The 25,341-nt window shown below is 65.9% G+C and carries 21 protein-coding genes; 10 read left to right on the forward strand and 11 right to left on the reverse strand.

All coding sequences use genetic code 11. From position 1 onward, the window contains the following. The first annotated feature begins 147 nt into the window (after window positions 1–147). The 3 genes from aceA (at window position 148) to EO139_RS20035 (ending at window position 5,493) form a co-directional block, all read left to right on the forward strand. Window positions 148–1,443, forward strand: coding sequence for an isocitrate lyase (aceA, locus tag EO139_RS20025; protein WP_104649604.1), 1,296 nt, complete (start codon window positions 148–150; stop codon window positions 1,441–1,443). 309 nt (window positions 1,444–1,752) lie between these two features. Continuing rightward, window positions 1,753–2,829, forward strand: coding sequence for a GGDEF domain-containing protein (locus EO139_RS20030; RefSeq protein WP_104583948.1), 1,077 nt, complete (start codon window positions 1,753–1,755; stop codon window positions 2,827–2,829). Between the two features lie 3 nt (window positions 2,830–2,832). Further along, window positions 2,833–5,493, forward strand: coding sequence for a putative peptide modification system cyclase (locus EO139_RS20035; RefSeq protein ID WP_126972161.1), 2,661 nt, complete (start codon window positions 2,833–2,835; stop codon window positions 5,491–5,493). On the opposite strand, the gene EO139_RS20040 is transcribed toward EO139_RS20035, so the two are convergent. Then, window positions 5,433–5,771 (reverse strand): NHLP-related RiPP peptide, encoded by a 339-nt coding sequence (locus EO139_RS20040; protein ID WP_104583946.1) that lies wholly within the window; start codon window positions 5,769–5,771, stop codon window positions 5,433–5,435. The two genes, EO139_RS20035 and EO139_RS20040, sit on opposite strands and share 61 nt — an antisense overlap. A gap of 95 nt (window positions 5,772–5,866) precedes the next feature. Between EO139_RS20040 and EO139_RS20045 the strand changes: the two genes are divergently transcribed. After that, window positions 5,867–7,075, forward strand: a complete 1,209-nt coding sequence (locus tag EO139_RS20045) for a putative peptide maturation dehydrogenase (protein WP_104583945.1) — start codon at window positions 5,867–5,869, stop codon at window positions 7,073–7,075. Between the two features lie 147 nt (window positions 7,076–7,222). Here EO139_RS20045 and EO139_RS20050 read toward each other — a convergent pair whose 3' ends face one another. From EO139_RS20050 to EO139_RS20065, 4 genes are all read right to left on the reverse strand, one after another. After that, window positions 7,223–9,310: a S9 family peptidase gene (locus EO139_RS20050; protein ID WP_126972163.1), complete on the reverse strand. Its 2,088-nt coding sequence runs from the start codon at window positions 9,308–9,310 to the stop codon at window positions 7,223–7,225. Window positions 9,311–9,412: 102 nt separating this feature from the next. After that, on the reverse strand, window positions 9,413–11,440 hold the full coding sequence (locus EO139_RS20055) for an acetyl/propionyl/methylcrotonyl-CoA carboxylase subunit alpha (protein WP_126972165.1): 2,028 nt from the start codon (window positions 11,438–11,440) through the stop codon (window positions 9,413–9,415). Between the two features lie 242 nt (window positions 11,441–11,682). After that, window positions 11,683–13,293: a carboxyl transferase domain-containing protein gene (locus tag EO139_RS20060; protein ID WP_126972167.1), complete on the reverse strand. Its 1,611-nt coding sequence runs from the start codon at window positions 13,291–13,293 to the stop codon at window positions 11,683–11,685. Window positions 13,294–13,303: 10 nt separating this feature from the next. Next, complete coding sequence (locus EO139_RS20065) at window positions 13,304–14,467, reverse strand: isovaleryl-CoA dehydrogenase (RefSeq protein ID WP_126972169.1); 1,164 nt, start codon at window positions 14,465–14,467, stop codon at window positions 13,304–13,306. A gap of 128 nt (window positions 14,468–14,595) precedes the next feature. Here EO139_RS20065 and EO139_RS20070 point away from each other — a divergent pair, with 128 nt between their 5' ends. From EO139_RS20070 to EO139_RS20080, 3 genes are all read left to right on the forward strand, one after another. Next, on the forward strand, window positions 14,596–15,216 hold the full coding sequence (locus tag EO139_RS20070) for a TetR/AcrR family transcriptional regulator (protein ID WP_126972171.1): 621 nt from the start codon (window positions 14,596–14,598) through the stop codon (window positions 15,214–15,216). 86 nt (window positions 15,217–15,302) lie between these two features. Further along, a complete protein-coding gene (locus EO139_RS20075; protein ID WP_164739943.1) occupies window positions 15,303–15,677 on the forward strand; it encodes a DNA-binding protein in 375 nt (124 codons plus the stop codon). Next, window positions 15,674–16,201, forward strand: a complete 528-nt coding sequence (locus EO139_RS20080; protein WP_115675657.1) for an RES family NAD+ phosphorylase — start codon at window positions 15,674–15,676, stop codon at window positions 16,199–16,201. The genes EO139_RS20075 and EO139_RS20080 overlap by 4 nt, the downstream gene beginning before the upstream one ends. Before the next feature lie 13 nt (window positions 16,202–16,214). On the opposite strand, the gene EO139_RS20085 is transcribed toward EO139_RS20080, so the two are convergent. From EO139_RS20085 to EO139_RS20100, 4 genes are read right to left on the reverse strand one after another with little or no spacing between them, the layout of a single operon-like run. Then, window positions 16,215–16,550, reverse strand: a complete 336-nt coding sequence (locus EO139_RS20085; RefSeq protein ID WP_104583938.1) for a DUF3325 domain-containing protein — start codon at window positions 16,548–16,550, stop codon at window positions 16,215–16,217. Then, window positions 16,547–18,163 carry a PepSY-associated TM helix domain-containing protein gene (locus tag EO139_RS20090; protein WP_104583937.1) on the reverse strand — a complete coding sequence of 539 codons (1,617 nt, stop codon included), beginning with the start codon at window positions 18,161–18,163 and terminating at the stop codon, window positions 16,547–16,549. Before EO139_RS20090 ends, EO139_RS20085 begins: the two co-directional genes overlap by 4 nt. Further along, window positions 18,160–18,471, reverse strand: coding sequence for a DUF3649 domain-containing protein (locus EO139_RS20095; RefSeq protein ID WP_104649592.1), 312 nt, complete (start codon window positions 18,469–18,471; stop codon window positions 18,160–18,162). The genes EO139_RS20090 and EO139_RS20095 overlap by 4 nt, the downstream gene beginning before the upstream one ends. 25 nt (window positions 18,472–18,496) lie before the next feature. Continuing rightward, window positions 18,497–19,141, reverse strand: a complete 645-nt coding sequence (locus EO139_RS20100; protein WP_126972175.1) for a DUF4198 domain-containing protein — start codon at window positions 19,139–19,141, stop codon at window positions 18,497–18,499. 281 nt (window positions 19,142–19,422) lie between these two features. Here EO139_RS20100 and EO139_RS20105 point away from each other — a divergent pair, with 281 nt between their 5' ends. Both EO139_RS20105 and EO139_RS20110 read left to right on the forward strand, forming a co-directional pair. Then, window positions 19,423–19,941 carry a c-type cytochrome gene (locus EO139_RS20105; protein WP_016902056.1) on the forward strand — a complete coding sequence of 173 codons (519 nt, stop codon included), beginning with the start codon at window positions 19,423–19,425 and terminating at the stop codon, window positions 19,939–19,941. Window positions 19,942–20,328: 387 nt separating this feature from the next. Then, window positions 20,329–22,047, forward strand: a complete 1,719-nt coding sequence (locus EO139_RS20110; protein ID WP_126972177.1) for an ExeM/NucH family extracellular endonuclease — start codon at window positions 20,329–20,331, stop codon at window positions 22,045–22,047. Window positions 22,048–22,071: 24 nt separating this feature from the next. Here EO139_RS20110 and EO139_RS20115 read toward each other — a convergent pair whose 3' ends face one another. Next, complete coding sequence (locus tag EO139_RS20115; protein ID WP_115675662.1) at window positions 22,072–22,458, reverse strand: MerC family mercury resistance protein; 387 nt, start codon at window positions 22,456–22,458, stop codon at window positions 22,072–22,074. A 62-nt stretch (window positions 22,459–22,520) separates the two neighbouring features. Here EO139_RS20115 and EO139_RS20120 point away from each other — a divergent pair, with 62 nt between their 5' ends. Beyond that, on the forward strand, window positions 22,521–23,846 hold the full coding sequence (locus EO139_RS20120) for a GTP-binding protein (protein ID WP_126972179.1): 1,326 nt from the start codon (window positions 22,521–22,523) through the stop codon (window positions 23,844–23,846). 167 nt (window positions 23,847–24,013) lie between these two features. Here EO139_RS20120 and xopR read toward each other — a convergent pair whose 3' ends face one another. After that, window positions 24,014–25,276, reverse strand: coding sequence for a type III secretion system effector protein XopR (gene xopR, locus EO139_RS21790; protein WP_343136472.1), 1,263 nt, complete (start codon window positions 25,274–25,276; stop codon window positions 24,014–24,016). Window positions 25,277–25,341 lie beyond the last annotated feature (65 nt).

Genomic DNA, 25,341 nt, shown 5'->3' on the forward strand with positions numbered 1-25,341 from the left:
GCGCGATGTCGCTGCAATCCGTCCACGTAATGCACCACACCGCACGTTGCGCCCATGCGCAACGACGGCCTTGCCATGCCTCACGCGCGCCGTGACGCACCGTCCTTCCTCGTTGCATCCGTCGTATTCCTGCCAGGAGAACGCACCATGAGCAGCACACTGCAGACCGCCGAACAGATCCAGCACGACTGGGCCAGCAACCCGCGCTGGGCCGGCATCACCCGCAACTACACCGCCGCCGATGTGGTGCGCTTGCGCGGCACCGTGCATGTCGAGCATTCGCTGGCACGGCTGGGCGCGGACAAGTTGTGGAACGCGTTGCACGCCACGCCCTTCGTCAATGCATTGGGTGCATTGACCGGCAACCAGGCGATGCAGCAGGTCAAGGCCGGCTTGAAGGCGATCTACCTGTCCGGCTGGCAGGTCGCCGCCGATGCGAACCTGGCCGGGCAGATGTACCCGGACCAGTCGCTGTATCCGGCCGACTCGGTGCCGGCGGTGGTCAAGCGCATCAACAACACCTTGTTGCGGGCCGATCAACTGCATCACGCCGAGGGCAACGATGACATCGACTTCCTGCAGCCGATCGTGGCCGATGCCGAAGCCGGCTTCGGCGGCGTGCTCAACGCCTTCGAGCTGATGAAGGCGATGATCGAAGCCGGCGCGGCCGGCGTGCACTTCGAAGATCAACTGGCATCGGTGAAGAAGTGCGGCCACATGGGCGGCAAGGTGCTGGTGCCCACCCGCGAGGCGATCGAAAAGTTGAATGCCGCGCGTCTGGCGGCCGATGTGCTGGGCGTGCCCACGCTGCTGATTGCACGCACCGATGCCGAAGCGGCCGACCTGATCACCAGCGACGTGGATGCCAACGACCAGCCCTTCACCACCGGCCAGCGCACCGTCGAAGGCTTCTTCAAGACCCGCAACGGGCTGGATCAGGCGATCAGCCGCGGGCTGGCCTATGCGCCGTACGCGGACCTGATCTGGTGCGAAACCGGGAAGCCGGATCTGGAATTTGCCCGCGCCTTCGCGCAAGCCATCCATGCGAGGTTCCCCGGCAAATTGCTGGCCTACAACTGCTCGCCGAGCTTCAACTGGAAGAAGAACCTGGACGACGCCACCATCGCCAGGTTCCAGACCGAGCTGGCGGGCTATGGCTATAAATTCCAGTTCATCACCCTGGCCGGTTTCCACGCCCTGAACTACGGCATGTTCAACCTGGCGCACGGCTATGCCCGCCGGCAGATGAGCGCCTTCGTCGAGTTGCAGCAGGCCGAGTTCGCGGCGGCCGAGATGGGCTTTACCGCGGTCAAGCATCAGCGCGAGGTGGGCACCGGCTACTTCGACGCGGTGACGCAGGCGATCCAGCAGGGTCAGTCGTCCACCACCGCGCTGCGTGGCTCGACCGAGGAAGAGCAGTTTCACGGCGAAAAGGCGGCCTAAGGCAGCGCATGGGCGACGGGGCGGCCACCCGGCGGCCGTGGGGTGGTTCGGAGCGTGCGGTCGATGCCCACCGGCAGGCCCGTAACAGCGCCGCGAAACGGCGCCCGCATCGCTCGTGGTCTGTGGCAGATGGCCGGCAGGCCGCTGCCGGGAGGGGGATGGGGCTCGGAGAACCGAGCCCATTTTTATTGCCGATACCCGTCATTTCGTCTCGAGTGCTGTGAGAACGAGTGTGACCTGGTACTGAACAAAACGCTGCTGTACGATGCCAGGGCAGGCCGGCGCTGCAGGTCGGTCTAAGGGATTTGGATGACGTGCCATAACACTGCCGGCGCAGTAGAGCCGACGGGGAGCGTTGCAAAGACGCTGTCGGACGGGCTGCATGCGCTGATGACTGCCCAGGAGCTGGCGTTTTTCGCCCGCTTCGGGCGTGCCCGCGAGTTGGCGGCCGGCCAGGCGCTGTTCGAACGTGGGGCGGTGGGCACGCAGATGTTCATCGTGGTCAGCGGCCAGATCGATCTGGATTTCGGCGAAGACCTGATGCTCAAGCACCTGGGCCCGGGCGAATTCTTCGGCGAACTTGGCCTGCTGATCGGCGACCATGCGCGCAGTGCTGGCGCCACGGCATCCACCGACACCCGCCTGATCGAGCTGGCGCACGAGGACTTCCAGCGCCTGGTCGACCACGACCCATCGATGGTGGCGCATTTTCTGCGCCGCTCCATCGTGCGCGTGGTCAACAACGAGCAGTTGTTGATCCGCCAGCTGCGCCGCCGCAACCACGATCTGGAAGCGGCGCTGGACAATCTCTACGTCACCTCGCACCAGCTCAACCACACCGAAGAACTCAGCCGCACCGACGAACTCACCGGCCTGCACAACCGCCGCGGGCTCGCCCTGCATCTGCAGGAATGCCGACGCGCCGGCAACGTGCCCGGCGTTGGCCTGATCCTGATCGATTGCGACCGTTTCAAGCGCATCAACGACGAGTTCGGCCACCTGGCCGGCGACCGCGTGCTGCAGAACGTCGCCCATGCGCTGCGTTCGGTGATCGCCGACGGCGACCTCGCCTGCCGGCTCGGCGGCGATGAATTCTGTGTGCTGGTCGCGCAAGGCACCCAGGAGCTGCTGCACCACATCGGCGAATGCATCGTGCGCGCGGTGGAAGCGCGCCTGTGCAATGGCCAGAGCGAGCAGGGCTGCTCGGTCAGCCTGGGCCTGTGCATGATCGACCCTGATGCGGCATGGAACGATTGGTACACGCTGGCCGACAGCGCGTTGTACGAGGCCAAGCGACAGGGCGGCAACGTGCTGTGCATGCATGACACGCTGGCGTCGGGCCTCACGCCGCCATCCGGCAACGCCACCACGTCGGACAATCGCTGAGCAATGAGCGCCCGCACCCACGCACGCAAGGATGCGTCGTCGGAAGCGATCCAGGCACCGCGCTTGCGTACCTTGTTGTTGACCGACCTGTGCGATTCGACCGCGCTGGTCGAGCGCATCGGTGACAACGCCGCCGCCGCGCTGTTTCGCGAGCATGATCGGCTGGTGGTCAAGCTGCAGCAGCAATGGCGTGGCCGGCTGATCGACCGTTCGGACGGATTGCTGTTGCTGTTTGATCGCCCCATCGACGGCCTGGGCTTTGCGCTGGATTACGCGCGGGGCCTCAAGGCGATGGGCGATGCCCGCGCGCTGACGCTGTGCGCCCGCCAGGGCCTGCACGTCGGCGAAGTGCTGACCTGGCGCAACAGCGACGAAGCGGTGAGCATCGGTGCCAAACCGCTGGAAGTCGAAGGCCTGGCCAAGCCCACCGCCGCACGCCTGATGTCGATGGCGCGGCCCGGGCAGATCCTGTTGTCGGCCGTGGCCGAGTCATTGACCCACCGCGCCGCACGCGAACTGGGCGACCGCGGCGAACGCATCCTGTGGAAATCCCACGGCCGCTGGCGCTTCAAGGGCGTCCCCACGCCAATGGAGATTTATGAAGTCGGCGAAGTCGGCCTGACGCCATTGCGCACGCCGAAGAATTCGGCGAAGGCCTGGCGCGATGTTCCGCTGTGGCGGCGGCCGGCGGCACTTCTGGCGGAGACGGTATTGGTCGTCGCTGTGTGTGTTTCGGTGTGGTTTTTCACCCGTTCCGAGCCAGCCATTGCGTTTTCCGAACGTGGGTGGGTGGTGGTCGGCGATCTACGTAATCTGACCGGCAACACATTGCTCGACAGTTCGCTTGATCAGGCGCTGCGCATCAGTCTGGAACAGTCGCGCTATGTCAATGTCCTGAGCGATATGAAAGTGCGCGACACCATGGCCCGGATGAAGCGTGATCCGGATCGCGTGATCGTCGATCGCGCCATCGCCTCGGAAGTGGCGCTGCGTGATGGTGCCAGCGCCGTGTTGCTGCCGACTGTCGCCGAGATTGGAGGCAAGCTTCGTTTCAGCGTGGAGTTGGTGGATCCACGTACCCAGACCACGGTCTACTCGGAGTTTGTACAAGGCGATGGCTTGCCATCGGCACTGTCCTCGGTGGATCAGGTCACCCGTAAGCTCAGGCAGGGCCTGGGTGAGGTGGTGGCCTCGATAGACAAGAATTCTGTGCCGTTACCCGCTGTGACCACCTCCAGCCTGGATGCACTGCGGGCGTACGCCCTGGGAGTCGATGCAACGGTGAAAGGCCAATGGAAAGAAGGTCTGGAACTGTTCGAGCGCGCGGTGGGAATAGATCCGGAGTTTGCGCTCGCGTATCTGGGCGCGGCACGCATCAAGGTGGCGGTCTCCGATCGCCGTGGCGCGCTCCCGTATTTGGAGAAGGCAATTCGTTTCCGCCAACGTTTGCCCGAGCGCGATCAACTGTATCTGGATGCATGGGCGTCCGAGCTGCTTGCACCCGACAAGGCACTGACGCTGTGGCGAACGTTGGGCTCGCTCTACCCGGACAATTTTGCCGGTACCGCCAATGCATCGTGGCACCTGTTCGTTGCCAATCGATTTGCCGAGGCGCTGCCGTATGCGCAGGCGGCTGATGTTCCGCAGGACCCGCTGCGCGCGATTGCGACTGATCGAGTTGGACGTATTTTGCTGGCGCAGGGAAAGGCAGAAGCGGCTCTGCAGCGCTTTTCCGCTCCCGGTGATGCCGATCGCGCCGGCCCGCTCCGGCGTCAAGCGAACGCGCTTGCGGTGCTGAATCGTCATGCCGAAGCGAAACAGGCACTCGACAGGATCGTTGAGAAAGGCTATGCCAACGATGATGTGGTGCCCTTGATCGATCGCACCAGCATCGCGATCGATCAGGCCGACTGGACCGCCGCACGCGCAGCAATCACACAAGGCCTGAGGCGCAGCAGGCAAGGCGACGATTTCAACCATCGCCAATTCTCGGTCATTGCACTGACCACCGATGCATTGGGCGACCCATCCCTGTCGACAGCGGCAACGCTCAAGCCGACGTTTGATCGGCTGGTGTCCGCAGTCATCGACGATGGATCGGCAACGGTAAACCTGCAGGACAATGCCGCAATGGTGCTGATCCTGGCAAGCCAGGCGCAGCGGGCCGGCGATGACAGTCTCACCGTCCGCGCGCTTGCGGCGATCAAGCCGGCACTTGTGCATGAAACGCCGGTGCTTGCCGAACTGCGCGCCATTGTCGAAGCCCAGCAGCTGGCGCTGTCGGGCGACCGCGCGGCCGCCATCGCGCGTCTGCCAATCAGTGACGACGATCTTTTCCAGACGCGCGTGACGCTATACATGCTGCTGCACGAAAGTGGTCGGCACGCTGAAGCGTTGCAGCAAGCACGTTGGCTGTATCTCCATCGTGGGCGTGCATATATAGAAGCAAATGCGTCGCAAACGCTGCAGCCGCTCAATGTTGCCGATACACGTCTGGCGCAGCTTTGGATGGCCGAGTCGCTGCATGCACTCGGCCATACCCAGCAGGCGCGCGAACAGGCGCAGGCATTCGTGCGCGCCTGGCCCGTATCGGGTCTGCCTGCTTATTTACGCAGCAGGGTAGAGCGCATGCTGTCCGATTCGAAGGCGAAGATGACGGTGTGATTGGCTTTTTCGGTCAAGTAGCTTTGCAGCTCGGCACGAGCCGCTGCAATGTCCTGCTTGGACGCGAGCTGACTGGTCGTCATGCAGTAATAGGCCTGTCCTGCGCTGGGGGCGGCATTGTCGGCGCTCACGCCAGGTGCACCGATCCGGGCAAGCGCCTGCGCCGGATTGCATTGAAAGCAGTCGCGGAAGTCGTCGTCGGTTGCCAGTAGTTCCAGCAGCTTGTCGGCGGTGGATGCATCAAACGGAAGATGGGTGTGGGGGGCGGAGTCGGTCATGGTGTGTCTTGCCTGGAGAGTGAGGGTCTGTGGTGTTGTATGACATGGGACCTGACACAATATCGACCGTGCTCATGCGTCCTTGAGATGTTCCTATGCAAATTCGTCGCTGTACCACGTTGTTTTTTGAGCTGCGCGACGATGCGGTGTTTGATCTTGCACGATTGCTTGCCGGTGGAGATGGCGTGAATCGCCGCACACGATGGCTGGCGCTGGCGCCTCATCTTGATGGAGATGTGGAGGTTTCCAAGGACGAGCGCGAGTGGTTGGGCGGGTTGAGTCCCTCGCGCTGGCATCGCATCGATCAGATGCAGCCCTTGCCGTTCCAGGTGGAGCGTTTGATCGAGCAAGGTCTTGTGGTCAGCGATCAACCAGAACACGTTCAGCATCGCCGCAACGACGAGTGCGTGCAGCAGCAGCGTTGGTGGCCGCTAGCCGCGTTGTGGCATCGATCGGCGCGCTGGCGCGGCGAGGACAGCGTGGCGACCATGGAAGCACACGGCCTGACTACTGCGGAAGGCATGGTCGGCCGACTGGGCGCCCCCCCAGCAGAGATCGTAGACCGAGGCGAGGGGGGCATCGAAGCGCGCATTGCCTTGCCACGGTCAACCCCGGGCACGTTCGATGAGCTGCTGTCGCGTCGCGTCACCTGTCGCAACTTCGATACGCAGCGTCCACTGTCACACAGCTTGCTTGGCCAGATGCTTGAGCGCAGCGTCATGGCAAGTGCGCGGATCGAAGTGGGGCACGACACCGCATTCTTGAAGAAACCGGTGCCCTCGGGAGGCAGTCTCCATCCCACCGAAACCTACTTGCTGGTCCAGCGTGTCGAGGGAATGACGAGCGGTCTCTATCACTATCGCCCTGTCGATCATGCATTGCAGCCATTGCAGTCGCCACCACAGCCGCTTGCGGAGTTCGCGCGTCGCGCTGTGTCCGGGCAGCACTGGTTTGCCGATGCGCCGGTGCTGGTGATCCTGGTGCCGCGGTTTTTACGTAGTTTCTGGAAGTATCGGAACCACGCCAAGGCCTACCGCGCGATGATTCTGGATGTCGGCCATATCGCGCAGACGCTGTATCTGAGCGCGACCGACCTGGGCCTGGGCGCATTTGTCACCTCGGCAATCAACGAGGTGGATATCGAACAGGCACTTGGCCTGGACGGCCTGCAGGACGGCCCGCTCGCCATCTGTGGGTTCGGCTGGCGGGGCGAGGAAATGAACAACACCGAGTTGGATCCCGGTGGGGCAGTGTGGCCGGCTGGTCTTGATTCAGAGGCCGCCAAGGACATCGCCCCACATTAGCGAGCAACCAAGTCAGGCATCTTCCTGTCTGGATCGCTGGGCGGGAATACCGGCGTGGCGGCGCGTTGGAGAACATCGATACAGCCGTCGTCGCTCGTCTTTGCAGGCGAGCGACGACGTAGATGTAAAGCAAGCCACCACGTAGGCCTACCGCCGAATCGCCTGCGTATGCGTCTTCAACGCTTCGCTCAGGCCGTTCACCTTGTCGGCGCCTACCGGCACGGTGATGCTGGAGCCGGCGAGGTCGTTGCCGATCGGTTGCACCCGGCCGCCCAGGCACTGGCCCAGGAACCCCTCGGTCACCGCGTTGAAGGCCTTGCTGTTTTCCGGGCGCCGGAAGCCGTGGCCTTCGTCCGGGAACAGCACGTAGGTGACCGGAATGTTCTTGGCCTTCATCGCGTTGACGATCTGGTCGCTCTCGGCCTGTTTGACGCGTGGGTCGTTGGCGCCCTGGCCGATCAGCAGCGGCTTGCTGATCTTGTCGACATGGGTGAGCGGTGAGCGTTCGGTCAGCCACTGCTTGCCGGCGTCGGTGGCGGGGTCGCCCATGCGTTTGGTCAGCTGCTTGTAGAAGCTGGCCCAGTACGGCGGCACGGTGCCGAGCAGGGTGTTGAGGTTGGCCGGGCCGACGATGTCCACGCCGCACTTGAACGCGTCCGGGGTAAAGGTCAGGCCGACCAGCGTGGCGTAGCCGCCGTAGCTGCCGCCCATGATCGCCGCGTCCTCGGGCCTGGTCACTCCTTGCTTGACCGCCCATTGCACCGCGTCGAGCAGGTCGTCGTGCATCTTGGCGGCCCACTCGCCGTTGCCGGCGTTGGTGAAGGCCTTGCCGAAGCCGGTGGAGCCGCGGAAGTTCACCGCCAGCACCGCATAGCCGCGATTGGCCAGCCATTGCTCATACGGCCCGTAGCCGTAGCTGTCGCGCAACCACGGGCCGCCATGCACGAACAGCACCAGCGGCACCGGCTTGTCGGCCTTGCCGTCGTGATTGGCATCGGCCTCGGCGGGCAGGGTGAGATAGCTGACCAGCTTGAGGCCGTCGCGGGCGGTCAGTTCCTGCGGCCACATCGGCACCAGCGGCTTGCCGTCGAGCGCGGGGCGGGCGGAGAACAACTTGGTCAGCTTGCCGCCGTCTGCACGGTCGTAGCGGTAGTAGGTCAGCGGTGTTTCCGCCGCCGAATACCCCACGATCCAGATGCGATCGTCGAGCGTGCGTGCGGCAACGCTGGCATCGCCGCTGCCGAGCGACTTGAGCTTGTTTAGGTCGGCAGCAATGCCGTTGTCCAGCGCCGTCCACTCCTCGCGCAGGTAGTCGGTGGACACGGCCTGCACCACGCCGGTTCTGGGGTCGTTCAAGGTGGCGCCGACATCGGTGCGCGGGTTTTCGAACAGCAGCGTGCGGGCGTTGCTGGCAGTGTCGATGGCATACAGCGCTGCGGTGTCGCGATTGCGCGAATCCTGCATGTACAGCGTCTTGCCGTCGTCGGTGAGGCCGTCGGGCGAGGTGTTGGTGACATCCTCGAACGGGATGCGGTCCACGCTCTTCCAGCGCTTGCCGTCCGGCACCAGCAGCTCCCTGCCCGCATCGTCGGTGGCACGCGTGGCATAGCGCAGCTGGTAGTTGCCATCAAGCAGGTAGGAATCCAGGCTGTCGCTGTTCTGCTGCACCAAGCTGCGCTTGCCCGAAGCCAGGTCCACCCGATACAGGTCATGCCATTTGGGGTCGCGGTCGTTCATGCCGACCATGATCGAGTCGGGATGCTGCGCGCTGACGCGATACACCTCGGCGTTGGTCTTCTTGAACGGGGTGAGGTCCTTGCTGCTGCCATCGCTCAGGTTCACCGAGAACAGATGGAAGTCTTCATCGCCACCGTTGTCGCGCAGGTACAGCAGCGTGTTGGGTTGATAGGTCCAGAAATAATTGCGGATGCCGCGTGCGGTGTCCTTGGTGATCGCGCGCGCCTGGTCCGGTGCATCCACCGGGGCGACCCAGACATTGAGCACACCGTCCAGCGGCGCGACCCAGCTGAGGTACTTGCCGTCCGGGCTGATGCTCACGTTCGCCCGCTCCGGGTTGCCGAACAGCGCATCGCGGGTGATCAGTTCGGGCGGTGCCGCGGGTGCCGCCGAAGCAGCCGGGGCCGGCGTGGCGGCCTTGTCGGTGGCGGGCGCGGTTTTATCGCTGCAGGCAGACAGCGCGAGCAGCATGCTGGAAACAAGAAGCAGGCGTTGCATGGAGGTCTCCGGTCGTGAGCGCGGCCATTCCAGCCGCTTTCCTCACGCTAGAGCCAAGGTCCGTCCCTGTGGACGTGCCGTTGGTCACGCTGCGATGCGCCGCTACGCAGACGCGGACACGAATTCCACCAACGCGACACCCTCGGCGACCAGTTCGCCTTCCGCCACCAGATACGCCGCCACCGTGCCGTCGCTGGGCGCGTGCAGGGTGTGCTCCATCTTCATCGCTTCGAGCACCACCAGGGCCTGCCCGCGGGTGACCGGCTGCCCTGCGGGGGCGACCAGCGACACGATGCGGCCCGGCATCGGTGCGGTCAGGCCGCCGGCGTCGTGCGCGGGCTGATCGGCTTCGAGCAGTGCGTCATGGTGGCGGAAGCTTGCCCGCTGCGTGGCATCGCGCAATGTGAGTGCATTGCCGTCGCGCAGGGCCTGCATGCGCCATTGCCGGCCATCCATTTCCACGCGCAGTGCCCCGTCCTGTACGTGGTAGCGCAGCGTGTGGGTATGGCCCGCGCACGTCACCTGCCAGCCATCGCCAAGCGGGTGCACGCCGAACTGGCGGCGCTCGCCTGCCGCTTCCAGCGTCATGGTGTGCGCCGCATGCGCGCCGATGCGCCAACCATCGGCGTGCTGCCAGGGCGAAAACGGGTCGGCTGGATCGGCGGCGGCCTTCGGCAACGCTTCGGCGTTCAACGCCGCTGCCAGGCACCACCAGGCAGTGGCCGGACTCACCGCATCGGGAAACAGCACTGCCTGCTCGCGTTCGATCAGTGCGGTATCCAGATCGGCCGACGCAAACGACGCCGTGTCGATCAGGCGCGCAAGGAACGCGCTGTTGGTGGTGACACCCACCGCATGGAACTGCGCCAGCGCCTGGCGCATGCGTGCCAGTGCGGCGGGGCGATCCATATCCCACACGATCAGCTTGGCAATCATCGGGTCGTAGTACGGGCTGATGCTGTCGCCTTGCTCCACGCCGGCATCGATACGTACATGCGCGCTTGCTGCGGGAAACTGCAACTGGTGCAGCGTGCCGGTGGAAGGCAGGAAGCCGCGGTCGGCATCTTCGGCATACAGGCGCGCTTCCAGCGCATGTCCATGGATGCGCAGTTCCTGCTGACGCAGCGGCAGCGGTTCGCCCGCGGCAACACGCAATTGCCACTCGACCAGATCGGTGCCGGTGATCAACTCGGTCACCGGGTGCTCGACCTGCAGCCGGGTGTTCATTTCCATGAAATAGAAATCGCCATCCGGGCCGGCAATGAACTCCACCGTGCCGGCGCCGACATAACCCACCGCGCGTGCGGCATCCACGGCCGCCTTGCCCATGGCGGCGCGACGTTGTTCGCTCATGCCGGGGGCGGGCGCTTCTTCCAGCACTTTCTGGTGCCGGCGCTGCACCGAGCAATCGCGTTCGAACAGATAGACGACCTCGCCCCGGGTATCGCCAAAGACCTGAATCTCGACATGGCGCGGCCGCTCGACGTACTTTTCCACCAGGACCTGCGCATTGCCGAATGCCGACTGCGCCTCGCGCTGGCAACTGGCCAATGCTTCTTCGAATGCCGCGCTCGCATCCACCCGGCGCATGCCCTTGCCGCCGCCGCCGGCGCTGGCCTTGATCAACACCGGATAGCCGATCGCGTCGGCCTGTGCACGCAGGAAGGCCGGTGCCTGTTCGCCGCCGTGGTAGCCCGGCGTCAGCGGCACGCCGGCGCGTTGCATCAGCGCCTTGGCCGCGCTCTTGTCGCCCATCGCGCGGATGGCTGCCGCCGGCGGGCCGATAAACACGACGCCGGCCTGCGCACAGGCATCGGCAAATGCCGCGTTTTCCGACAGAAATCCATAGCCGGGATGGATTGCCTGTGCGCCGCTCCTGCATGCCGCATCCAGGATCGCATCGCCACGCAGATAACTCTGCTGCGCCGGTGCGGCACCGATGTGGATCGCTTCATCGGCCAGCCGCACATGCCGCGCATCACGGTCGGCATCCGAGTACACCGCCACCGTTGCGATGCCGAGCTTGCGGCAGGTGGCGATGACGCGGCAGGCGATCTCGCCGCGATTGGCGATCAGGATCTTGTCGAAATACGGCTGTCTTGCTGCGGCGGTGGAATCGCGCTGGGTCATGGCAAGGGTCTCTGCACCCCGCCATGGCGGCGGGCACTGCGATGGAAAAACGGCTGCACGGAGTACGCGGGACACAGTGCGATGGCCGCCGACGCCCCGGCGCCCGAACGCGATTCGCTGCTTGAATCAGGCAACGTGCGCGCACTCATGCACTGCTCCAGGCAACACGCGGCACCCTGCGTGCAGGCGCACGCGCAGTGCCTGGCAATGAAGAGCCGTACATGCAAGCGGGCATCACCACCTCACATCCGGAACACGCCGAAGCGTGTCGGCTCGATCGGCGCATTCAACGCGGCCGACAGCCCTAGCCCCAGCACGCGACGGGTGTCGGCCGGGTCGATGATGCCGTCGTCCCACAAGCGCGCGCTGGCATAATACGGATGGCCCTGCTGCTCGAACTGGGCACGGATCGGTGCCTTGAACGCATCCTCTTCCTCGCCCGACCAGGCGCCACCCTTGGCTTCGATGCCGTCGCGGCGCACGGTGGCTAATACGCTGGCGGCCTGTTCCCCGCCCATCACACCGATGCGCGCATTCGGCCACATCCACAGGAAGTTCGGCGAGTACGCACGGCCGCACATGCCGTAATTGCCGGCGCCGAACGAGCCGCCGATCACCACGGTGAACTTGGGAACCTTGGCACAGGCCACCGCCATCACCAGCTTGGCGCCGTCCTTGGCGATGCCGCCATGTTCGTATTTGCGCCCGACCATGAAGCCGGTGATGTTCTGCAGGAACACCAGCGGAATGCCGCGCTGCGTGCACAGCTCGATGAAGTGCGCGCCCTTGAGCGCGGACTCGGAAAACAGGATGCCGTTGTTGGCAATGATGCCGACCGGGTAGCCATGCAGATGCGCAAAGCCGGTGACCAGGGTGCTGCCATAACGCGGCTTGAATTCGTCCAGCTGCGAGTCGTCGACGATGCGGGCGATCACTTCGCGCACATCGAAGGGCTTGCGCGTATCGGCGGGAATCACGCCATACAGCTCGTCGGCCGCATGGCGCGGCGGCAGCGGTGCCTGCAGGGCCAGCGATGCCGCCGGCTTGCGCCAGTTGAGCCGGGCGATGATGGCGCGCACGCGTGCCAGGGCCTGCAGGTCGTTGTCGGCGAAGTGATCGGCCACGCCGGAGATGCGCGTATGCACATCCGCACCGCCGAGCTCTTCGGCACTGACTTCTTCGCCGGTGGCCGCTTTGACCAGCGGCGGACCGCCGAGGAAGATGGTGCCTTGCTCGCGCACGATCACCGTTTCATCGCTCATCGCCGGCACGTACGCACCGCCAGCGGTGCATGAGCCCATCACGCAGGCGATCTGCGGAATGCCGTTGGCCGAAAGGTTGGCCTGGTTGTAGAAGATGCGCCCGAAGTGATCGCGGTCGGGAAACACTTCATCCTGCAACGGCAGGAACGCGCCGCCGGAATCGACCAGGTAGATGCACGGCAAGCGGTTCTGCTGGGCGATTTCCTGCGCACGCAGATGCTTCTTCACCGTCATCGGGTAATAGGTGCCGCCCTTGACGGTGGCATCGTTGGCCACGATCACGCATTCCACCCCGGACACCCGTCCGATGCCGGCCACCACACCGGCGCATGGCACCTGATCGTCGTACATGCCGTGCGCCGCCAGGGGCGCGATTTCCAGCAAGGCGCTGCCCGGATCCAGCAAGGCATCGATGCGCTCGCGCACCAGCAACTTGCCGCGTGCGGTGTGCTTGGCACGCGCGGCATCGCTGCCGCCCAACGCGGTCTGCGCCAGCGTGCGGCGCAGATCCTCGATCACCGTGCGCATGGCCGCAGCGTTATGTTGGAAGCTTTCGCCGCTGGCCTGCAGCTGGCTGGTGATCACGCTCATGGTGGCTCCGTCAGGCGGTGCGTTCGAACAGCTCGCGGCCGATCAGCATGCGTCGGATCTCCGAGGTGCCCGCACCGATTTCGTACAGCTTGGCATCGCGCCACAGGCGCCCGGTGGGGTAGTCGTTGATGTAGCCGTTGCCGCCCAGCACCTGGATCGCCTGGCCGGTGAGCCAGGTGGCTTTTTCGGCGGCGTAGAGAATCGCACCGGCCGCATCCTGGCGCGTGGTCAGCCCCGCGTCGCAGGCGCGCGCCACTGCATACACATAGGCGCGGCAGGCGTTGAGCCCGACGTACATGTCGGCCAGCTTCGCCTGCATCAACTGGAAGGTGCCGATCGGCGCGCCGAACTGCTTGCGCTCGTGCACGTACGGCAGCACCACATCCATCGCGGCGGCCATCAGGCCCAACGGGCCGCCGGCCAGCACCACACGTTCGAAATCCAGGCCCGACATCAGCACACGCACGCCACCGTTGAGCGTGCCCAGCACGTTCTCGGCCGGCACTTCGCAATCGCTGAATACCAGCTCGCAGGTGTTGGAGCCGCGCATGCCCAGCTTGTCGAGTTTCTGCGCGGTGGAGAATCCCTTCATCCCTTTTTCGACGATGAAGGCGGTGATACCGCGTGCGCCGGCCTCCGGGTCGGTCTTGGCGTACACCACCAGCACATCGGCGTCCGGGCCGTTGGTGATCCACATCTTGCTGCCGTTGAGCACATAGCGGTCGCCGCGCGCATCGGCGCGCAGCTTCATCGACACCACATCCGAGCCGGCGCCGGCCTCGCTCATCGCCAGTGCCCCGACGTGCTCGCCGGTGCACAGCCTGGGCAGGTAGCGCTGTTTCTGCTCGGGCGTTGCGTTCTTGCGCAGCTGGTTGAGGCATAGGTTGGAATGCGCGCCGTACGACAGGCCGATCGCTCCGCCGGCCCGCGAGATTTCCTCCATCGCCACCACATGCGCCAGGTAGCCCATGCCGCTGCCGCCGTACTCTTCTTCCACGGTCAGCCCGAGCAGGCCTTGTTCGCCGAACAGGCGCCACAGCTGGGCGGGAAAGACATTGTCCTGATCGGCCGCGGCCGCGAGCGGGGCAATATGGTGGCTGGCAAAGGCCGCCACGCTTTCGCGCAGCAGATCGATGTCTTCGCCAAGCGCAAAATTCAGGGACGGCACGAGCATGGAGCGACTCCGCAGGGATCGGGATGTGCCGGGTGGGAGCGGGCAGGCCGCACGGCGCTTGTGCGCAGCCTAGCGGTCCGCAGTAAAAAAGTGAACTAAAATTCAACTATTGAACCAAGAATCACACCATGGCTTATCGACGCTCCGCCCTGATGGAAGAACGCCTGGCCGGCAACCGCGAACGCATCCTGCACGCGGCCCGCGCCCTGATCGCCGAAGGCGGCTACCGCAACGCGCCGGTGACCGCCGTGGCCGCTGCCGCCGGCGTGTCCACCGGGCAGATCTATCGTCATTTCCCGTCCAAGGCCGAGCTTTTCGTGGAAGTTCTCAACGAAGCGGTGCAGCGCGAGATGACCATCCTGCGCGCCATCGCCACCACCCAGGCCAGTGCTGCCGAGCGCCTGCGCAATGCGATCGCCACGTTCGTGCGGCGGGCCCTGGCCGGTCCCGCGCTGGCGTACGCCTTCATTGCCGAGCCGGTGGAAAGCGAGGTGGATGCCGAGCGCATCCGTGGCCGACGCCTGTTCGGCGAGGTGTTCCGCCAGTTGCTCGCCGAAGGCGTGGCGGCCGGCGAGTTCCCGCAGCAGTCGCTGGACGCGGCGGCGGCGTGCATCGTCGGCGCCTTCACCGAGGCCCTGGTGGGACCGATCGCCCCCAGTCGCAGCGATCCGCAGCAGGGCGAGCAGCTGGTCGATGCGATCTGCGGGTTCTGCCTGCGCGCGGTGGGCGCGCGGCAGCCGGCGGTCTGACAGTGCACTGACCGGGCGTGCTGCTGGGCTGTGCCGAGGCAGATAACTGTGCATATACTGTGCACTCGCCCTGCCGGAGTCGTGCAATGGTCGCCGTTTTCAATCCCCTGGCCCTGACCGAACGCCTGCGCGTGCCGGATCGCACCATCCTGTCGCCCTCGGCCATGGCCGGCCTGCTGGATCTGTCGCAGCAGGAACTGGCCGAGCTGGCCGGTGTGCATCGCAACAGCCTGCGCGTGCATCCGGAAAGCCCGCGCGTACAGGACCTGCTGCGCAACCTGTCGCGCCTGCTGGTGGCGATGACGCAAGTCCAGCCGGACGAACGCCAGGTGGTGTTCCATCTCAAGAACACCCCGATTCCGGCGTTCGAGTTCGCCACCCTGCTGGAAGTGGTCAAACAGGGCCGCACCGACGATGCGCTGACCTATCTGCGCACCGTTGCCGCGGGGGCCGCCGGTTGAAGCTGAGCGCTCCGGCGCACTGCACGCTGTATCGCGCCTTCACGCCGCGCTGGGCTGCCGAACCGTTGAGCGGCGCCGGTGCGGCACGCTCGGGCGGGCGCTTCAATCGCTTTGGACAGCCGGCCCTGTATTTATCGCTGCAACTGGAGACCGCCGCCGCCGAATACGCGCAAGCGGCGCTGTTCCTGCCGCCATTGACCTTGGTCAGTTATGCCGCCGACCTGCCGGCGCTGGCCGATCTGCGCCTGCTCGATGCGAGCTGGGATCCGCTCTGGGCCGACTGGACCGAGGACTGGCGCAAGGCGCTGGTCAACAAGATCGAACCGGTCAGCTGGGTGCTCGGCGACCTGCTGCGCGAGGCGCAGATTCCTGGCGTGATCTTTCCCAGCATGGCGCTGCCGGAGGGCATCAACGTGGTGCTGTTCATGGACATGCTGCAGCCCGAACACGTGTTACGCGTGCTCGACGATGGTCGCCTGCCGCGCGACGGGCGCAGCTGGGGCGATCCGCCGATCGTGGCGTAGCGACGGACGTCCTTCACCCCACCAACAGCTGCAGCGCACCCGCCAGCAGCGGCGCGGCCACTGCCGTGGGCAGGATCAATCCACGCCGATACGGCAGCAACCACAGCGACAGCAACGCGGCAGCGCCGGTCAATGTGCCCAGCCACAGCACCGGGCCGACGCCCCAGCCTTGTGCGTGTACCGCCAGGCCGAAGGTGAGCAGCACCAGCAGCCAGCCCAGCACGCGCAGTTGCCGCGAGCGCGCCGCGCCCAGCGTGCGACCCGTGACGTCCTGCTGATGCTTGTCCATCGCCAGGCACAGCGCGGCGAATCCGGAAAAATTCAGCGCCAGCAGCAGCCACACGCTCATGCGCTTTCCTGCAGCGGCACGCTGCCCTGCGCAGGCGCGGCGGCAGTGGCGCGTGCGCGTCGCGCCGATGCGGCTTGCGGTGCCTTCCACTGCTGCAGGCGCCAGCCCGCCACGCCCAGCGACATGCCAAGGAACAGGCAGACCAGATCGACCCCGGCCAACATCCATTGCCCGGCCGGCAGCGTCACGCCCAGATGCACATCGGTGGTGATCGCATTGACCACCGGCACCAAGGCGAACAAGGCCGCGCCCAGATACAGCTGCCAGCTCCACATCGCGCGCCGTGGCCACACGAACGCCGCCAGCAATGCAGCGGCCCATGCGGCAAAGAACAGGTTGGCCTCCATCGCCGCGCGCGCCTCCAGGCTCACCGGCAACACCCGGTTGGCCCAGAAGAAACTGGCGAAGGCGATCGGCAAGCCGGCGACCGTGCCGATGTTGAGCGCATCCACCAGCCGCAGCCCGAAACCGATGCGCCCGGCCTTCAGGTGTTTGGGGCGTTCCTTCACCGCCCACATCACCACGCCGCTGGCCACCATCAGGCAACCGAGCAAGCCGGAGCCGAAGAACAGCGCGCGCATCCATGGCCCGGCGAAGTGGGCGATATGCAGGCCCACCATCACCCCGCGCGTCTGGCTGGCGCCACCGGGCGGTCCGCTGTGCTGCAGGCGCTGGCCGCTGACCGCATCGAACAGGATCGATGGCGCATTGGTGGACAGACGATCGGACACCTGGGTGACGCCGACCGCTGCGTGCGCATCGTTGGGCAGCGACACCGCCACGTTGCCGACCTCACCACCGCGCCAGTGGCTGCGCGCACGCGCCACGAATTGCTCCAGCGGCAGCATGCGCGCCGGGGTACCAGACGCTTGTCGCGTATCGGCGACCCGGTTGGCGGATTCTTCGTAGAACCGCATTTCGTTGTCCGGGTACTGCGCCTTGATGCCCCACGGCAGGTACATGAACATCAAGGTCACGATGCCGGTGTAGGTGATCATCGCGTGGTACGGCAACGCGGTCACCGCGCTGACGTTGTGGAAATCCAGCCACGAGCGCAGGCCCTTGCCCGGGCGGAAGGTGAAGAAATCCTTGAAGATCTTCTTGTGCGTGATCACGCCGCTGATGATCGCCACCAGCATGAACATCGCGCAGAAACCCACGATATAGCGCGACCACATCACCGGCAGATAATGCAGATCGAAATGCAGCCGGTAGAAGAATTCGCCGCCCAGGGTGTCGCGCGCGGCGATCTCCTTGCCGGTGGCCGGGTCGATGATGGCGTTGCCATACATCTCGCGGCGACTGGCCGGTTTGCCATCGGTTGGCGCGGGGTTTTGCCAGTACATGCTGACCACTGGATTGCGCGCGTCCGGCAAGGTGATGTTCCAGCTCTGCGCATCGGCGGCATGCGTCTGCAGATACTGCTCGGCACTGCGCAGCGCGGTCGCGCTGCTCACCGTGGTGGTGGGCAGTTCCGGGCGCATCCAGCGGCTGATTTCGTCGCGGTAATAACTCGCCGTGCCGCCCATGAAGATCAACAGCAACACCCAGCCGACCAGCAGCCCGGTCCAGGTGTGCAGCCACGCCATCGACTGGCGGAATCCCTGCTTCATGCCACGCCCCGTTGCAGCCATGCGGCCAGTGCGAACATCAGCGCCGCCGGCACGGCGATGCCGGCCCAGGCGCGCCACACGCTGGCGGTGGCGAAGGCCCATAGCGGCGCGCAGGCGCACACCACGATGCCGACCAGCATGCTGGTCAGCACCGCTTCGCTGCGTGGCAGCGGCAACACCAGCGCCAGCAGCAGATTGGTGGCGCTGGCGAGCGCATAGCCCCCAAACATCGCCGCCAGCGTGCGTGCAAGCACGCCCAGCCAGGGGCGCCTGAACCAGGGAAGCGGCAGGGACGGTGCGGTAGCCATCGGATCGGCGGCGCGTGTGGCCGGCTTACTCGGCCAGGAAGGTCAACGTGCTGATGTGGTGGATCATCGCCACCTGCTTGCCGGCGATCTCACGCTTCACCGGCTCCTTGTTGGTGGCGACCAGGATGTGCCGGCCGGCGCGCAGCTTGGGCAGGGTCACCTGGCCGTTGGCATCGGAGGTCAGCGTCTTCTGCCACTTCTGCGGGTCGATCACCGTCACCTCGACCTTGGGCAGCGGCTTGTTGCGATAGAGCACGGTCAGCGTATTGCTGTTGGCAGCGGTGGGTACCAGCTCGAAATCGAGCTTGGCCGACGGCGTGGCGCGCCCGGCGCGTGCGTAGTAGCTCACCGTCTCGAAGCCGCCGGCTTCGCCCTTCCACGGCTCGAACACGCTGTCGTCGCTCAGCCACGCATCGCCGGTGCCGGACAGCGGCGCGGTGAGGAACGCGCTGCCGCGCTGCAGCGCGCCGGCCTTGCCGGCCGTGCCGAACACGGTCGGCTTGACCACGCGCTTGATCTCGTCTTCGCCATGGTCGAGGGTGTCCTGCGCCGGTTCGCCGAAGTAGATGCGCACCGGGCCGCTGCCGTCGCGCTCGATCCAGATCTCGTGGGCCTGGGCAGACAGGCTGATGCTGGCCAAGGCCAGGCAGGACAGCAGGAAGGACTTCATCGCGGCGACTCCTCGTAGGCGGGACCGGGCGAGGCGAGAACCGCGTCACCGTGGATTGATGGGAATGATACGCAATTCCCCTGGACGAGACCAACGTGTCATGCGGCATTGCGGCAATTCATCGGGCTGCGCAGACCGGCGTGCCTGCAGGACCCATAGCGCGCCAGGGCGCAGCGCACACCGCTGCAATCACTGTCATACACAGTGGCCAGACGGGCGCGAACTGTGCTCTATACTCCGGCGCTAGCAGAGGTCTTCGACCAACAGCCAGGGGTGAGCGCGTGCGGAATTACGACCTCGAGTTCCTGAAGAAATTCTCGATGGTGATCGGACTACTGGTGGTGATCACCCTGGGCCTGATTGCCCTGGCAGCCTATTTGCAACGCGCCATTCCCGACGAAGTCTCGCCCACCGCGGCCAAACGCGTGCAGCAACGCATCGCCCCGGCCGGCGCGGTCTATGCCGGCACCACCGGTGCGTCCGCACAGGCCGCGGCCCAGGCCGCAGCGCTGGCCAAGGCCGCCTCGCAGTCCGCCTACGGTGGCAGCACCGACGGCAAGACCATCTTCGACAACCTGTGCACGGCCTGCCACACCACCGGCGTGGGCAAGGCGCCGACGCTGGACCATGCGCATTGGGACGCGCGCATCGCCCAGGGCAAGGACACCTTGTACAAGCACGCGATCGAGGGCTACACCGGTCCGGACGGCGGCATCATGCCGCCCAAGGGTGGCAACCCGGCGCTGACCGAGGAGCAGGTGCGGGCCACGGTCGATTGGATGCTGAGCAATCTGAAGTAAGCCTCTAAAGCAGCAAGCGCCTGGAACACGTGGCTGACACAGGCAGTCGGTGTGTGGCCAGGTGGCCGCATGCCGTGCGCGGGTGCGTCGACTGGCAACCGCGAGGCCTGCGCGCACGGGAGCAAGCTTTTTCTTATAGGCGGCAGGCATTGCGCGCGCGTTTGCGCTCGCTGCGCGACGTGTTTGCACGACGACGCCAGCCTTGCGCGACCGCCTCAGCGCCGTTGCTTTAGGGGAATGCCGCAATTGCCGGCAGCTGTGCACCGGCCGGGTCATCCACGCAGCAGCTGGTCGCCACTTGCAACGTTTTGCTAGCCTGTCACGGTTCTCACGCGCCGCCTTCAAGGCGGCGCCTGCAGGTGGTCCAGGTCTTTCCGGAGTGTGTCGATGTCGCGTTGCTCGCTGGTTGTGCTCGGTGTGATCGGTCTGTTGGCGCCACTGCTGGGCAGTGCCGCCGAGGGCGCGCCGCAACGTCTGTCCATCGCCGACGTCCAGGGCGAAGACACCCGTAGCCCCCACGACGGCCGTGTGGTCGACGTGGAGGGCATCGTCACCGCCGATACGCGCGTCGGCCTGGGCGGGCTGTTCGTGCAGCAGCCCGGCTTCGAGCCGCGGCGCTCGCATGGCCTGTTCGTCACCGGTGCCGGCAATGCCGAGGTGGCGGTGGGCGACCGCGTGCGCATCGTCGGTACGGTGCGCGAGGTGTCGGCAGGCGGCGAGGCGAGTCTGACCACGCTGGATGCCAGCAGCATCGAGCGGCTCGCCAGCGGCCAGCCGGTACCGGTGCGCATGCTCAGCGGGCCGCCGGCCAGCTGGGAAGCGCTGGAAGGCGAGCACGTGCGCATCGCCGCGCTGACGCTCAACGGCAGCGATCGCCTGGACGCCGACGGCGAGCTGGTCGCCGCCTTCGGCGGGCGCCTGTGGCAGCCCAGCGAAGTGGCCGCCGCCGGCACCCCGGCCTTTGCGCAGGTGGAGGCTGACAACGCCCGTCGCCGGGTGGTGCTGGACGATGCACGCAACGGCCGCAGCCCCAAGACGGTGGCCTATCTGCCGGCCGATCCTGCGCTGCGCACCGGCAGCCTGCTCAAGTCGGTCGATGGCATTGTCGACCAGCGCTACGACGGCAACTACCGCATCCAGGTGCTGACTCCGTTGACGCTGCCGGCCATACCGACCGCGGTGGCGCCGCAGGTGGGCGGCGATCTACGGATCGCCTCGTTCAATCTGGAGAACTTCTTCAACGGCAATGGCCGCGGCGGCGGCTTCCCGACCAAGCGCGGTGCGCGCACGCATGAGCAGTTCCAGGCCCAGCTGACCAAGCTGGTGTCCACCATCGTGCCGTTGCGCGCCGATGTGGCCGCGTTGATGGAGCTGGAAAACGACGGCAATGGCGCCGATGCGGCCGTGGCGCAACTGGTCGCCGCGCTCAACGCGGCCGGCACCGACAAGGACTGGCAGTTCGTGGACACCGGCAGCGGCCCGGGCGATGACGACATCCGGGTCGGCATCGTGTATCGCAGTTCCCAGGTCACCCCGGTCGGCAAGCCGGCCACGCTGACCGGCGGCCCGTTCGACAGCCATAGCCGGGTGCCGCTGGCGCAAGCCTTCCGCAGCACCCGCGGGGCAACCTTCGTGGTGGTCGCCAACCACTTCAAGTCCAAGGGCTGCGGTAGCGCCAGCGGCGCCGATGCCGACCAGCGCGATGGCCAGGCCTGCTGGAACGCCACCCGTACCGAGTCGGCCAAGCGCCTGCACCAGTGGCTGCAGACCGACCCCACCGGCGCGCAGACCAAACTGGCCGTGCTGTTGGGTGACTTCAACGCCTACGCCATGGAAACCCCGATGCGCAGCCTGCGCGCCAGCGGCTGGCAGGACGCCTTCGCGGTGGCCGGCGTGAAGCAGCCCTACAGCTACGTCTACGACGGCATGAGCGGACGGCTGGATCATGCGTTGTTGAGCCCGGCGATGGCCAAGCAGCTGCGCGGCGCGGTGGAATGGCATATCAACGCCGATGCCAGCGACGACGCCGGCTACGCCAAGCGCAACCTGCCCGGCCCGTGGCGCAGTTCCGACCACGACCCGGTGTTGCTGGGCTTTTCGCTGTAGCAGCGCCGGTGGTCGGCCGTGCTCCTAGCGCGCGCACTTTCCATGCCGGCGACGTAGCCGCAGATTGACCAGGTGTGTGCTGGCCAGCAGCAGGCTGCCGGTTACCGTGACCGGGGTTTCCAGCGCCGCGCCGGCCACGCCGCTTGCGCCCAGGACCAGACCGGCCAGCCCGAAGACCGCCAGTGCCCATACCGGCGCTGGCAGTGCATGCCGGCGATGGCTGCTCCATAGCGCATAACCGCTCAGCGGCACGGCTGCCGCGGCGAACACCACATGCACCCATTCGGCCCGGCTCCACGCGCCCAGCAGCGGCAGCGCGGCGGCCAGCAATGGTAAGGCCAGGCAGTGCAGCAGGCACAGACTGGAAAGAGCGATGGCCGAGTTGTCCAGCACAGAAGCGGTAACGCGCATGGAGCGGGGTCCTGTCGAGTAAGTGTTATATAGTAACACTTCACTCCAGCCAGGCTCTCAGGATGTCCCTGTCCCCCAAGCGCGATCCACGCCTCCCCGTCACCGTGTTGTCCGGCTTTCTTGGCGCAGGCAAGACCACCTTGCTCAATCGCCTCCTGCACAACCGCGCCGGCCTGCGCGTGGCGGTGATCGTCAACGACATGAGCGAGATCAACATCGACGCGCAACTGGTGCGCGATGGCGGTGCGGCCTTGCGACGCACCGAAGAGACGCTGGTGGAATTCAGCAATGGCTGCATCTGCTGCACGTTGCGCGATGATCTGCTGCAGGAAGTGCGGCGGCTGGCCGAGCAGAAGCGCTACGACTATCTGCTGATCGAATCGACCGGCATTGCCGAACCGATGCCGGTGGCGGCCACCTTTGCGGTGCGCGATGCCGACGGCTTCAGCCTGGCCGACATCGCCCGGCTCGACACCATGGTGACGGTGGTGGACGGCAGCCGCTTCCTGCAGGATTTCGGCTCGGCCGCCACGCTGGCCGAGCTCGGCCAGCAGGCCGGCCCGGACGATACCCGCGGGCTGGTGCAGTTGCTGGGCGAACAGGTTGAGTTCGCCGACGTGCTGGTGATCAGCAAGTGCGACCAGATCGACGCACGGCAGTTGCAACGCCTGCGCGCGGTGTTGCGTGCGCTCAATCGCGAGGCGGCGATCGTGGACGCCGTGCAGGGTCAGGTACCGCTGGAACAGTTGCTCGATACCGGCCGCTTCGATTTCACCCGTGCGCAGCTGGCACCGGGCTGGATGCAGGAACTGCGCGGCCAGCACACGCCGGAGACCGAGGAATACGGCATCAGCAGTTTCGTCTATCGCGCACGCCGGCCGTTCCACCCGCAGCGCTTTGCGCGCATGGTGCAGCGCGGGCTGCCGCAGGTGATTCGCAGCAAGGGCTTTTTCTGGCTGGCCAGCCGCATGGATTGGGTCGGCGAATTGTCCAGCGTCGGCGGCGCGACCCAGACCAATGCAGCCGGCTTCTGGTTCGCCGCACGCCACCGGGTGGATGCGCACGCCATCGGCGAGCCGCTGCAGACCATCATCACGCCACTGCCGTATACCGATATCGGCTGGCAGCGTCAGCAGACGCAATGCTGGACCGCGCCACTGCCGCGCCTGCACGAAGTGGGCGATGCCGGCGAATACGCTGCGATGCGGCGGTTATGGCACCCGTTGTGGGGCGACCGCCGCCAGGAGCTGGCGGTGATCGGCGTGGACATGGATGCGCCACGCACGCGCGCTGCGCTGGATGCCTGCCTGCTCAGCGACCACGAACTGCGCCAGGGCCCGGCGCAGTGGCAACTGCTGGACGATCCGTTTCCGCACTGGGAGCGTTGATGGCTGGATTACGCTGTGGACATCCGTCGTTCGTTGTCTGGATGCGAACGGCTGCGGGCTTGCATCTTCGGTGTGGCGTGCAGATGCGCCGCTACGTGGCGACGCGTCGCATGCCTCACAGGTGGCAGCCGGGCAGCGCGCACGTGCAAGCAGCGCTGTCCGGACCCTCAGAAGTAGCCGTTGTCGATGGCCTCCTGATGGGCATCTCTTTCTTTCCTGACGGACTGCCGGCGCTCTTCGGCGGTGGTGGGGATGCCGGCCATCAGGCGTGGCGCTCCCAGCCTTTCCAACTGGTCGTCGGTGTTTTTGACGATCTGTTCCAACGCGAGCATGTTTCGGTAGCCCTGCATCATGCGTTGCAGGCGCCGTATCTGGTCGTCGGGTGCGTCGCCTTTCTTCAGGGACTCCAGGCGTCGTTCCGCGCGCGCATAGTTTTTGGCCAGGGCAGCTCTGTCGACGGATTTGCGCCGTGCCTTGAGGACTTCGCGGCGATTGTGCTGCATGACGTCCATCTGGACCATGGCCAGGCCGCTGGTCGTGGTCCGTGGTGCACGGATGTCTTCCATCGGTGCAAGCGCGACCAAGAGTGCATCGAGCTGACTGTCGCGGACCTCATTGCGCCGGGCGATCAGGACCGCACGCGTCTCGAGCAGTTGTTGCTCCTCCGGAGTGGCCTCGCGGTCCTCGATGAACAGCTGTTTTTGAATGTCGCTGCACCGCTTGGTTATCTCGGCCAATTCCCGATCCAGGCTGCGCAAGGAGGGGGACCTTCCGAGCTGGGGGCGTGGAGAGGGCACCGACGATCGCGAGGGCTTGGGCGTGATCGGCACCGAATCCGACGCCGGCATGCCGTGCTGCGGCGGTGGCCCCTCGTCACGGCGCATTCTTTCGGGGACAGGCGCTTGCATTCTCGGATCGATGGGACGTTGCTGCCCGTGCAGCTGCTGCGCACGCGATGGCTTAGACGGAATCGAAACGGACGGCCTGGTGGGCGGCGCCTGCTGCGGTCGCGGCCACTGCACCCGCTGATGATCCGTTCTATGGGGCATGGGTGGCTGCCGACGCTCATCGACGCGGGTTTGCTTCCCGTGCATCTGCTGCGTGCGACCGGGCGTCACCGGTGGCGTGCGTGCAGGTGGGCTCTCCACTGATTCAAGCGTCGGGGAGCCCATGCACGTCAACGGCAGCTGCTTGCGCAACGATGCCAGCGATCTACGCGCGGAGGCGAGCATGCCGCGATGCGAGTTCGGTGTGCCCTGTGCTGCGGCGGACTTGGGGGCTCGAGACAGCGGGTGCTGGGGTGAGGCGCCTGCAATCAACGGCGTCGTTTCGGTCGAGTTGGCGCTGTGCGGGTCCGGCGCGACACGAGGACGGCTGCCGAATAAGTGACTCAGGCGCATCACACACTCCCGTGGGTCATCTGCACGCATGATAGCCAGCGCTGCCGCGCCCTCGAGGCGAGTTGCGAACCGGAGTCGCGCCGGCCGAATGCCTT

This window comes from Xanthomonas sp. BRIP62411 (assembly GCF_003993525.1).
GTDB lineage: Bacteria > Pseudomonadota > Gammaproteobacteria > Xanthomonadales > Xanthomonadaceae > Xanthomonas > Xanthomonas euroxanthea.